Source organism: Streptomyces sp. NPDC102462 (assembly GCF_044765425.1).
Classification (GTDB): Bacteria; Actinomycetota; Actinomycetes; order Streptomycetales; family Streptomycetaceae; genus Streptomyces.
On record NZ_JBIWKB010000111.1, the window covers coordinates 1 to 11,845 of the forward strand.

The window sequence follows — 11,845 nt, forward strand, 5'->3', positions numbered from 1 at the left end:
CCGGGCCCTCAGCCTGCCCCAACCCCGAAAAGACCCCACCGCACAGACACAGAGTCCCCGTCAGCAAGCTGACGGGGACTCATGAATGATCGAGGTTAAGAATGAATTCTCCGGCGATCCACGATCCATGGTTTCTTCACCGGTACCTCTCTCGTTTATAAGCCGCAGGCCATGGTGCGAGGCGTTCATGCCGTCCTCGTTCGGCACGTGCCGTCACGATCCATGGCCGCCGCGACAGCGCCCGGCCCCTCCTCCCCGGTCCCGGGGCCGAGGTCGACTGACCCCTTCTTCGAACAGGAAGACAACGAGAGTGCGACACACCCTGAGCAAGGGCATGGTCATGGCCGCCGCCGCGACGAGCGTCCTGGTGGGCGGATCCGACGCGTATGCCGCCCCCCAGGTGCAAGGAATCACGCTGGACGTGCCCGACGCGCTGTCGGGCAACACCGTCCAGGTGTCGGTAGACCTGCCGGTCGACGTGTGCGGCAACAGCATCCAGGCGCTCGCCCCGGCGGTCCCCGGCACCTCCTGCGCGCCCACGACGGCCGACAAACCGAACACACCTGCCCTGCCCGACCATGCTTCCGACGGCGCCACCTCATCCATCACCCGCCCCCAACCACCCACCACAACCCCGGACACCACGGCACGGCCGCCCCAGGTACTGTCCGGCAACACCGTCAACGCGACGGTGGACCTGCCGGTCGACGTATGCGGCAACGCCATCCAGGCCCTCACCCCGGCGGCCACCGGCACCTCCTGCGCCCCCACGACGGCCGACAACCCGGCACCCGCCCCGGCACGGCCCACCACCAACGCACCCAACCGCGCCGAACCGGCAACCACCACGGACACGCCCCCCGTACTGTCCGGCAACACCGTCAACACAACGGTGAACCTGCCCGTCGACGTATGCGGCAACACCATCCAGGCCCTCACCCCGGCCACCTCCAGCACCGCCTGCGCACCCACCACGGCCGACAACCCGGCACCCACCCCGGCACGGCCCACCACCAACACACCGACCACGACGGACAACCGCACCGAACCGGCAACCACCACGGACACGCCCCCCGTACTGTCCGGCAACACCGTCAACACAACGGTGAACCTGCCCGTCGACGTATGCGGCAACACCATCCAGGCCCTCACCCCGGCCACCTCCAGCACCGCCTGCGCACCCACCACGGCCGACAACCCGGCACCCACCCCGGCACGGCCCGCCACCAACACACCGACCACGACGGACAACCGCACCGAACCGGCAACCACCACGGACACGCCCCCCGTACTGTCCGGCAACACCGTCAACACAACGGTGAACCTGCCGGTCGACGTGTGCGGCAACACCATCCAGGCCCTCACCCCGGCCGCCCCCGGCACCCCCTGCGCCGACGCCCCGGACGGCGACGGTCCGTCCACCTCCCGGCCCCAGACCGACGGGCCCGCCGAGACGCCGGATCGCGGACCGGCCGGTCCCGGGGTCACGCCCCCGTCGGATCGCGGACCGGCCGGTCCGGGGGTCACGCCGCCGTCGGATCGGGGGTCGGCCACTCCGCCCGTCTCCCTGCCCTCGGTGCCGATCACGCTGCCGTCCGTCCCCGGAGTACCCCTCTACCCGGCCGGGCCCACCACGCAGCCCCCCTCGGGGATCGTCACGCCCGGCGTCCCGGCCCTGAACCTGCCGCCCGTAGCCCTGCCCACGGTGCCGATCACGCTGCCGTCCGTCCCCGGAGTACCCCTCTACCCGGCCGGGCCCACGACGCAGCCCCCCTCGGGGATCGTCACGCCCGGCGTCCCGGCCCTGAACCTGCCGCCCGTAGCCATCTCGGTGCCGGCGATCTCAACGCCCGCGACCGGCGGCACCACGCCGACGACGCCCGCGGCCACGGACGGCGGTCCGGTCGGCCCGACGGACTCGTCTCCCGGCGCTCCGACGGCACCCCAGACGCCGCAGCAGGGCCCCGCGACGCCCTCCACCCCGCCGGCCTCTTCGCCCTCCTCCCCCACGGTGCCCCAGCAGCCGGTGCCTCCCGCGGGGTCGGAGTCCTCGACGCCTACCGCCCCCGCCGCCCCGGCAGGGTCCAAGCCTTCGGACCGCGGCCCGGTCACCGTCCCGGCGACCCCGCTGTCGCCGACGCGGGTGCCGACCACGGCCACCGTCTCGACGGTCACGACCGTCCCGGCGTCCGAGCCGGACGACAGCGGCCCGGCCACCACGGCGACGGTGCCCGCGCAGTCCGCGGGCCTTCCCACGACCCCCACCGGCACCATCCCGACGGCGCCGCTGTCGCCGGGTGACGAGCCGGCCACCTCGACGGCCGCGGCGCCCGCCAAAACGGGCGGGATGGCCAGCACGGGCACCGACGTGATGCTCACGGCCGGCGGCGCCGTCGCCGCGCTGCTGGCGGGCGGGGCCATCGTGTACCGCCGCCGAATCTCCCGCCGGTAGCGCCGACGGCACCGGCGGGGTCCGCCCCGCCGGTGCCGGCCGGACAGCGGCGGCACGAGTGGCTGCGTGCGGCCGCGCCGGACGGGTACGGCTTGCCCTGCTGCCCTTCAAGGGGGTCAGCGGGGCAAGCCGGTCGGTGGGCCCCGACCAGCGTTCCGCGGAGCCGCACCGACCGCCTGACGCCCCAGCAGCTCCAGGCCTTGTTACTGGCCGATGGAGCCCTGTTGGACAGGGGAACGACGCAACGCCCTTCCCACAGCACCTCCCTGCGGCCCGATCGGCTCGGGGGCGCTGGAGAACTCGTCGCCCGCCTCGCTGTACGGAAGAGCCGTCCTTGCGGCCATGGCCAGGGCGATCTCCGCGATGCGCTCACTGGCCTTGCCGTCGCCGAAGGGACACGGCCGGCCGGCCAGCGCACTCACCAGGTCGGGGTTGAGCAGGATCCGAGTGATCTCCTCGGAGATCTCCTCCTTGTGACGCACGCGCACGGCGAAGCCGGCCGCGATCGCCTCGGGCCGCTCCGTGTTCTTCCTGACCACGATCAGCGGCTTCTTGATGATCGTGCACTCCTCCTGGATCCCGCCCGAGTCGGAGATCAGCAGGCGCGCGCTGCCGGCCAGCGAGAGGAAGGCCGAGTGGTCGAGCGGGGGAATGCAGCGCAGTCGCGCCAGCGGTCCGGCCAGGCCGAAGGCGTGGGCGCTGCTGACCGTCCTCGGATGCACCGGGAAAACCACCGGAATCGGCGCCTCGGCAAGCGCGTCGATGATCTCGGACAGCCGCTCCGGGGAATCCGTGTTCTCCGGACGGTGGATCGTCGCGATAATGAACTCGTTCTCCGTGAGGCCATGCCGGTCGAGTAATTCACGGGTTTCCAGTGGCCCCGGCATGGATTCCCGGGTGGCCTCCACGATGGTGTTGCCCGTCACCCTGATCCTGTGCAGCGGGATTCCCTCGGAGACGAGGTTCGCGGCATTCCATGACGTGGGGGCGCAGTGCACGTCGGCGAGGACGGACACCAGTCGCCGGTTGATCTCCTCCGGCATGGTCCGGTCGTTGGACCGGAGACCCGCTTCCACGTGCAGGACGGGGATTCCGCAGTAGTTCGCGGCCTGCGCGCCCGCCAATGTCGCGTTGGTGTCGCCCTGCACGATCACCACCTTCGGGGGCAACTCTCGGAAGTACTCGGCGAGTTGATGAGTGGCCCGCGCGACCTGCACACTTCGGTGGGCGGCGCTGATCCCGGTGAGCCGCACTTGCGGCTCGGGGAGTTTGAACGCGTGGAAGAAACTGTCGGAGAGTTCCCTGTCGTAGTGCTGCCCGGTGTAGAAGATCGAGGCACGTGGTCCGAGACCGCGGATCACTCCGGCCAGCTTGATGATCTCCGGACGCGTGCCCAGCACCACCGCGATGTCGTTTGTCTCGTTCATGGGTCATTGGCTCCAATACAGAACGGGATGGTTGGCGCGCCCCATGCGGAGCGAGGCACTTCTAGGCACGGAAGAGGCTGTTGAGTTCGTCGATCTCCTGATGCAGACGGCTGCATGCGCCGCATTCCTTGACATGCAGTGCCATCTCTTCGGATGCGCACTCACTGAGACGTCCGCGGGAATATGCGGCAAGCCTTCGCACATAGCCGGAGCACTGACCGTGATATCTCCGCTGGCCGAGATGAACCGTGAGATATGCCTGCCGCAGCCCTTCCTTCGCCCTGTAGGCCAGGGCCGCGACGCTGTTCGGGCTGATGCCCATGCTGCTGGCGATCGCCGCGGGCTGCTGGGACTGCACGATGGTGAACCAGAGGACGGTTCGCCACCGGTCCGAGAGGGAGGCGAGCGCTTCCAACGCCAGCCCGTTCTCATAGTTCTTGAGGGCTTCGTATCCGGCCGAGGCCGCGCACTCCACCTCGTAGAGGCTGACGTCAGGCACATACACCTGGCGGCCCGCGTTCCTGCCCCATTCGGCCACCACGTTGCGCAGGACCTTGAGCAGATAGCTGCGGAAGGAGCTGGACGGGCCGCCGCCCGACCGCAGTGCCTGTAGGACGCGGGAGAACGCCTCGGCCACGTAATCCTGTGCGGTGTGGGCGTCGTCGGCGTGCATCGCGGCCAGTCGGGTGGCGGCTCTGCGATGCCGGGTGAAGAGTTCCGCGAAGGCATCGGCATCGCCGTCTCGCACTAATTGAGCCAGCTCTTGGTCACTTAACTCGGTTGCCGCGGGGTCGGCGCCCTGGGGGTCCGAAGGGCTGACCGGCGGCGTACGATGTCTGGTTGAATTCGACAAGGACGGCTCCTGGACGAGGATTCGCCGAGGGCGTTCACGGGCGCACGATGAATCCCATCGATTTTCTTGAGAGTCGCCGAGACTCGATAAGCAGAGCGGGTCCTCAGCTCAGGCACGACGGACGGCGTGGTGACATGCCGCTCCTTATGTCCGGGCCCAGGGGGTAGGTACGGGGATCGTCGGACCGGCTCAGGTCATCCGTTGCTCGGATCGTATCCGTGGGGTGCCGTAAAACGTGTTCGGGATCGATACGCCGCCCGTTGCTTGAGGAGCCATTGACTGCGAACTCTCAGGAAGGTTCCCAGCATTACGCTGAGAACGGACGGCCACGGGCGCCGCGCAAGCCGGGAAGCAAGGAGGCGCCGATCCAGGTCATCACGGCTTTGTCTCCCATGATCGCTGCGGAGGTTTGCCACCCCTTTATATGGCCTTCGCTTCTTCTCGGGGTGAATCCACGCCGTACGCCCAGCGGAAGATGCTACCTTCAGGTCCAGGAAGATCGGATCGTCCCACCCTTGCCGCCACGCTGAACCGGGAGTTCGCGTCGCGGCGCCGACGTTCGCCAGCGCACCGGGACATGACGTCGTATCACTCGTTCAGCGGCGTATTACCCATTCCGGTCCGCGCGTGTCCGTGAACCATGAACGGGGAGCCGGACCAGTCACCGATGGGCCGTCGTTCTCACGCCGTCATGCGGCGGTCCCGACTTCCTCGATATGAAAGGCGTCGCCTCAGCAGGATCACGGTCATCCTGTGCGCCGAAGACCATGGCCCGGTTTTCTCCGCCGAGGCGGCGCCACCCGAACGAACACGGACTGCCGATGTGCGAGGGGAATCCTTGGCCCGCAAATCCGACGTACCCCGTCAGCCGCAGACGATCCACCGAAGCATTCCCCTCCGTTCCGCCGACGGGCGGCACGGGGTGGGCAGGGCGCCGGGCCACCACCTTTGGCCGCGCACGCCGGCGGTGCGGCCGGCCGCTGTCACCGCCGATCGGAACAAGGAACGGATGGCCCCGTGCGGACCACGCTGACCAGGCGTTCTCGCGGATTCCTGCTCTGCACGGTGCTGACTCTCGGCCTGTCCTCGTCGCCTGCCCCCGCCGCGTGGGCGGACGACGAGGCAGGCCCGTTGAACGGTTCGGGGGCCACCTCGCAACTCCAGGTGCAGAGCCTGTACGAGGAGGCGGCACGTGCCGCAGGACGGCACGAGGCATACCGGCGCAGTGCCGAGGTCCAGGCGACGGCCGTGCGGCTGCTCCGGTCCGAACTCGCGCGTCAACGCAGCGATCTACGCGAACTCAAGTCCGACGTCGGCGAGTTGGCCCGGATCCAGTACCGCGGTGGCCTGCTCCCCGACACGCTGTTGGCCCTGACGAGGTCCACCCGCCGTGATGCGCTGCGGAATCTGAGCCTCGTACGCAGCGCACACCACGGTCTGACGTCCTCCTTGCGACGTGTGCAGCGGAACACGGTGGACCTCACCGAGGCAGAGCAGAAGGCCATGGCCGGACTGCGTCTGCTGCGGACGCTCCAGGAGCAGCAGGCGGCGGCCAAGCGGGACATTCAGGCGAAGCTCCGCCGGGCCCGCGCGCTCCAGGAGGCGCAAGCGCGGCGCGCGGTCACTCCCTGCCGGGACGGGTCCACCCCGGTCCACCGCGATCTGTCCTCTCTCCCGCTTCCCGTCCGCTCACGCGACCAGTGGACCCTGCCGGTTCAGGGCTATGTGCTCTCGGCGGGGTTCGGGGCGCAGGGCTCGCACTGGGCGCATCGGCACACCGGACAGGACTTCGCCGTCCCGGTGGGTACGCCGGTACGTGCCGTGGGCGCCGGAGTGGTCGTCGCGGCCGGTTGTGACGGGCCCTTCGGCAACAACATCGTCATCCGGCACGACAACGGCTACCACACGCAGTACGCCCATCTTTCGGTGCTCCGGGTGAGTGCGGGAGACAGCGTCGGACCGGGTGATCCGATCGCGCTTTCCGGTAACTCCGGTAATTCCTCGGGGCCGCATCTTCATTTCGAGGTGCGGGTCACCCAGGAATTCGGCTCGGAAGTGGATCCGGTCGTCTGGATGCAAGAACACGGCGTAACTTTTTAGCCCTCCACCCGATCGTCAAGAGTTATCATCTGAAAATTCATCAATTTCAGTTGGAAGGCGCTTCCGCAAGCGTCGGGTGCGACACGGAAGGACTACTATGACCCACGCACGGCCCGCCTACTCCGTGTACGTCAGGGGAGTGACTCTTTCTCTTGATCTTCGTGTCCTCCTCCTGCTGAACGAGCGCGATGAATGGGAGCTTCCTGGAGGGCGCCTCGAACGTGGTGAATCACCAGAACAGTGCGTGGTCCGCGAGATCGCGGAGGAGTCCGGATGGCAGACGATGGCCGGCCCGCTGCTGGATGTCTGGTCGCACGAACCGGAGCCCGGCCGCAGCGTCCTCACCGTCACCTACGGATGCCCCGTGCTGACACCGCACGCCACCCCCGTGCCGAGCGACGAGCACCGGCAACTCGGCCTGTTCAGCCCCAACGAACTGCACAGGGTGCGGATGCACGAGGGATGCAGAAACTCCGTCACCGCCTGGCTCAAGGCGGCCCCGACGGTACGGGTGCGAGCAGGCCAGGGGGTCCTCATGGACGGACGATGGGGCCCGACGCACCCCGGCACCGCGCGGGCGTGCCCGAGCCCGGCGCACTCCATGTGCTGCGCCTGTCAGTGACGCCTCCCTGATCCGACCGCCGACCAGCAGTGCCGCTTCCGCCGACCAGCAGTGCCGCTTCTACCGAGACAAGGGGTGACCGAGAGCATGGAGTCTTTCCTTGTGGTCATCTTGCTCTTCTGCGTGCTCTCCCTGAACGCGTTCTGTGCGTACTTCTGTCTGAGGTACGCCGTCGCGCCCAGGCGAAGAAGGGCCACTGGGGCGAGTCGGCGGGGCGTGCCGCAGCCGCGGTCCTCGCCGGAACCGCCCCGCACTTCCTCGCGGCCCGGTGCCGTGCTCGTCCCCCGTCAACGCGGCACGTCGCGCAGCGAGAGGTGACTCGGGCAGCCGTGTGGCGGTCGGTGCCGGGCTCCGGGCCGCCGGGGAAGGGCACAGGGCCCTGACCCCTTGGGCCCGGGAGCCCGAAGCCCCCGGTGCGGAACCGGCCGTGCCTGGGTGTTACATCGCCGGCGTGCCGGCGCCGCGACGGCGGCGGTAGAGGACGACGCCGGCCCCGGTCGCGGCAGCGGCGGCGACGCCCGCCCCGACCACCGGGTCGACCATCGGAACCGCCAGGATGTTGGTGTTGGCGGAGGAGACGTTGTTGTCGGTGTTGGGGTCGGCCTCGACACCGTCGACGGTCGCCGTGTTGGTCATCCGGAATCCGTTCGGGCCGGCGGTGCCGGTGACGGAGATGATGGCGCTGGAGCCCACGGGCAGGGCGCCGCCCTGGCAGGTGATGGTGCCGTTGGCCTGGCCGCAGTTGGCGGACGAGGTGGTGACGCTCGGGTTGAGCAGCCCCGTGGGGATCTGGTCGGTGACGACCCACCCGGTGGAGGCGTTGGGACCGTAGTTGGTGACGGCGATCTGGTAGGTGATCGGGTCTCCCGCGTTCCCCAGCGCCGGACCTGCCTTGGCGATGGACAGGTCGGCCGAGCCCTCGGCCGCGGCCGCCTGCGGGGCGGCCAGCAGCCCGAGCGCACCCCCTGCGGCACCGCCCACCGTGAGCATGATGGCGAGCATCCGCCTTGAGTACTTCTTCATGTGCCTTACTCACCTATCGGGTTGAAGAACCCCTTCCGTTGTCGGAAGGGGTATACGTATCAGATCGTCGGGCTTGTTCCGCATGACGGCCGACTGTCCAGACAGGTGAAGCCACCTGAGAAGGCGCATCGACTCCGGCAGCCCGAGGCCCGTCCGGCACGGCCGCGCCGGCACTGGTTGCCGCACGTCCACGGCGGCCAGCGGGCCCACGGCTCCTAGCCCGCCTCGTCCTCGGCGAGGAAACCCTTGGGCGCGATCCGGGGCGATCGCCGACACCCCATCGACGCGACCGGCCCCGTCGCACCCCACGGCGCGGGTGCCCTGTCACGTCCTACCAGGGGCACTCACCGGTAATCCGCCGACCGCAACAACACATCCGCGCCGCCCCGCAGGCGCACGACTCCCAGCCCGCCTCGTCCTCAAGGAAGAGGGCTCGATCCCGGGCGGACGTGGGCCCCCGTCGAGGCGCCTCGGCGCCCCTGAGGAACGGCACCGGACGCCGCGGGGGCCTGCACGCATGCGGGTGGCGGTCGGTGCGCCGGGGCTGCCGTGGCGGTCGGTGCGCCGGGGCCTTCGAGGGCACTCACTCACCTGTGATCCCGGGACCGTGACGGTGCGGCTGGGGAGACGATTCCGTTGCCGGGGCCGGTCTTCCGTCCTGTGCACCGTCGAGCCGTCCGTGCGGCTCCTTGCCGCGGTCGGCCGTGACAGGGATGGCCGCGCGACCGGCGAATGCCCTCGGGACCTGCGGCCATGCGCGCAGGAAGGGGACGCCACGGACCGCGCTCACGCATTGACGATCAACCGATGTGATATGGGTGGATCTTCAATTCACCTGACAATTCGTTCCCTGCGGACGGTCCTTGCCCAACTGTTGCTGCACGGATGTGTGAGCCAGGACGCCACCGCTCCCAGATTCCTCTCGGTGAGAAACATGTCCCTGACTTTCGCCCACCCGCGCACGACTCATGTCCCAGCCCCGGCCACCGGCACCCCCGCCCGTATTCTGCATGTCGTCGAATCACGCGCCCGGAACGCCTTTTCCGCGCTGGGCGAGTATCTTTCCGCGGCCCGTCATCTGGAGCACTGGGTACTCGTCACAGAACCGTGCGGTCCTTCGGGAATTCCCCCCGGGATCCGCGGGGCCAGGATCGCTGCCCTGCCCAGCGGGCACCGCGCCCGGCTGCGCGCCATCGGCGACGCCTACGCCGAGATCGGACCCGATCGGGTGCACGCGCACTCGTTCGGCGCGGGGGTGTATGTGCGTCTTTCGCCCAGCATCCCGACGGACGCCATCGTCTACAGCCCGCACTGCTACGCCTTCGAACGCCAGGACCTGCGGGCCACGGCAAGGATCGTCGCCCTCGCCTGCGAATACCTGCTCGCGCCGCGTACCGATGTGGTGGCCGTGTGCACGCCTCGGGAGGGACAGTTGGCGGCGTGCCTGCAGCCCTCGGGGAGGATCGTCCACGTACCCCGGGTACCGCACGGCGGTGTGCTCGACCCGACCGACGTGCCGCCTCCCGTGGCCGCGGGGGCGACGGCGGTCGCCATGGGTCCGCTGAGCCCGCAACGGGATCCCGCCTTCTTCGCGCGCGCTGCCGCCGCGGCGGACTCGGACACCACGTGGATCTGGATCGGCGACGGGGAGCCCCGCTATCGCCGTCTTCTGGAGAGTGCGGGGATCTGCGTCACGGGGCGGCTGCCGCGCAGGAACGCGCTGCGTCTGCTGCGGACCGCCGATGTGTATGTGCACACCGCGGCCTGGGAGGGAAGCCATGACACCCTGCTCCAGGCGGCGGTGGCCGGCCTGCCCGTCGTGGCCCGCTCGATCCCGGCGCTCAGGGCGCTCCGGCTTCCCGGGCTGGCCCCTACTCCCGAGATCCTGGCCGACACGGTGCTGCGTCTGCTCGATTCGCCGGTCGACCGCCGTATCCATTCCGAGGCCGCCAGACGCGCCTTTCGATGCCACACCCGTACCACCCAGGCCGCCCGGCTGCTCGCCCTCTACGGCTCCGGCAACTGACGCGGTCCACCCAGGAGCCGGAACCGGGAAAGGTGCCCTCTGCCCAGGAGTCGGGGTCGGGGTGGGCCCGGGCCGTGAGGTTGATGCGCTGGGGTGCGGCCCTGTTGACCCGCGAGGCGGGGCCCTGTCGATCCCTGGGGCTGCGCCTTGTTTTCTTGGTGCGTCTGCCGGGGAGTGCCCCTCACCCGGAAGGGAGACGGGTGAGGGGCACCAGGCCGCAAACCCGTGTGCACGCCGAACAACGACGGCGCACACACGGGCTTGCCGAATGTGACGAGCCGACCCTTTTGAGGCTGCCTCGTCAATGCGGACCATATTCATTGAAATGGCCGCGGGAACTGCTCATACGCAAACAGTTCCATGGCCGTCGCAAAAGAGACCTGGGGGCTGGTTCTCTGTGCAATCGGCCGAGCCGACATTAGCAGATACCGATCAATTCACTGCCGTACTGCCGGGGCGTCCGCTTCCTTCCGCACGACCAGTACCGGAAGCGGACCCGAGAGAGGTTACCCCCCTCGGAGAGCGGATCCGGCCCAACCGCGGCACGATGCGGTGATGCTGCCCGGTACACCACCCGTGCGAGGGAATCTGCCTCCGTGCGGGCCCTGTTCCAGTGCTCCGCGCGGTACACGTATACGCATCCACACCCGGACTGGAAATCATCTGATGCGCATGTCCATGCCCACCCGTCCTCCCGGGGCCACGATCGAGGGTGCCGTGACCGCTGTTCGTCCGCAGGGGAATTTCTGTGATGCGACGACCGACGCGTTCCTCAGGGGGATGCTGCGTGCCGTCAATTCGGTGCGGGCCCGCCATCACGCGCCACCCGTGCGGCTGCATGACGGGCTGACCCGTTACGCGCGATCGAGGGTGCGGGAGGTTTCCCGGGGCACCGGGCCCGGTGGCGGCGACAGGGGATTCCGCCTCAGGGCGAGCGAAGTCCTCTACTGGGGCAGCAGTGATCAGCGGCGCTCGGGGGCGGCCGACGCCCGTGAGGCCGTCGAGCAGTGGTACACCGAGGCGCCGGAATACGATTTCGACAACCCGGGCTTCAATCCGCGAGCCGGCCACTTCACTCAGCTGGTCTGGCGAGAAAGCGTCCTGATGGGCGCCGCCCGGGCGGTCGGCGGAGCGCCGGGTAAGTTCGAGACGTTCATCGCGGTCGAATTCGAGCACCGGGGGAATGTCGAAGGGGAATTCATGCGCAATGTCTTTCCCGCCGTACGCAGGGGATACCGGCTCTTCCTCCGCTAGTGTCTCGTGACCCTGATTGAGTTACTTCGAGTTGTTATTGACGAGTTTCTTCACGCTGGTCTGGACGAGTCGGACCTTGGCGAGGATC

Annotated in this window: 8 protein-coding genes; 5 read left to right on the forward strand and 3 right to left on the reverse strand. The window is 69.0% G+C overall.

The features are described from left to right. Window positions 1-310: 310 nt before the first annotated feature. On the forward strand, window positions 311-2,452 hold the full coding sequence (locus ACIRFL_RS42605; protein WP_404040804.1) for a chaplin family protein: 2,142 nt from the start codon (window positions 311-313) through the stop codon (window positions 2,450-2,452). Between the two features lie 203 nt (window positions 2,453-2,655). On the opposite strand, the gene wecB is transcribed toward ACIRFL_RS42605, so the two are convergent. After that, on the reverse strand, window positions 2,656-3,879 hold the full coding sequence (gene wecB / locus ACIRFL_RS42610; protein ID WP_404040807.1) for a non-hydrolyzing UDP-N-acetylglucosamine 2-epimerase: 1,224 nt from the start codon (window positions 3,877-3,879) through the stop codon (window positions 2,656-2,658). Between the two features lie 61 nt (window positions 3,880-3,940). Beyond that, window positions 3,941-4,732: an RNA polymerase sigma factor gene (locus ACIRFL_RS42615; protein ID WP_404040810.1), complete on the reverse strand. Its 792-nt coding sequence runs from the start codon at window positions 4,730-4,732 to the stop codon at window positions 3,941-3,943. A 1,017-nt stretch (window positions 4,733-5,749) separates the two neighbouring features. Between ACIRFL_RS42615 and ACIRFL_RS42620 the strand changes: the two genes are divergently transcribed. Together ACIRFL_RS42620 and ACIRFL_RS42625 are read left to right on the forward strand one after the other, a co-directional pair. Beyond that, on the forward strand, window positions 5,750-6,832 hold the full coding sequence (locus ACIRFL_RS42620) for a peptidoglycan DD-metalloendopeptidase family protein (RefSeq protein ID WP_404040813.1): 1,083 nt from the start codon (window positions 5,750-5,752) through the stop codon (window positions 6,830-6,832). Between the two features lie 97 nt (window positions 6,833-6,929). Beyond that, complete coding sequence (locus ACIRFL_RS42625) at window positions 6,930-7,454, forward strand: NUDIX domain-containing protein (RefSeq protein ID WP_404040816.1); 525 nt, start codon at window positions 6,930-6,932, stop codon at window positions 7,452-7,454. Window positions 7,455-7,892: 438 nt separating this feature from the next. Here the strand turns inward: ACIRFL_RS42625 and ACIRFL_RS42630 are convergent, their stop codons facing one another. Continuing rightward, window positions 7,893-8,477, reverse strand: coding sequence for a DUF11 domain-containing protein (locus ACIRFL_RS42630; RefSeq protein WP_404040819.1), 585 nt, complete (start codon window positions 8,475-8,477; stop codon window positions 7,893-7,895). Between the two features lie 934 nt (window positions 8,478-9,411). Between ACIRFL_RS42630 and ACIRFL_RS42635 the strand changes: the two genes are divergently transcribed. Beyond that, window positions 9,412-10,503, forward strand: coding sequence for a glycosyltransferase (locus ACIRFL_RS42635; protein WP_404040822.1), 1,092 nt, complete (start codon window positions 9,412-9,414; stop codon window positions 10,501-10,503). A 672-nt stretch (window positions 10,504-11,175) separates the two neighbouring features. Beyond that, window positions 11,176-11,757: a CAP domain-containing protein gene (locus tag ACIRFL_RS42640; RefSeq protein ID WP_404040825.1), complete on the forward strand. Its 582-nt coding sequence runs from the start codon at window positions 11,176-11,178 to the stop codon at window positions 11,755-11,757. Window positions 11,758-11,845: the final 88 nt, after the last annotated feature.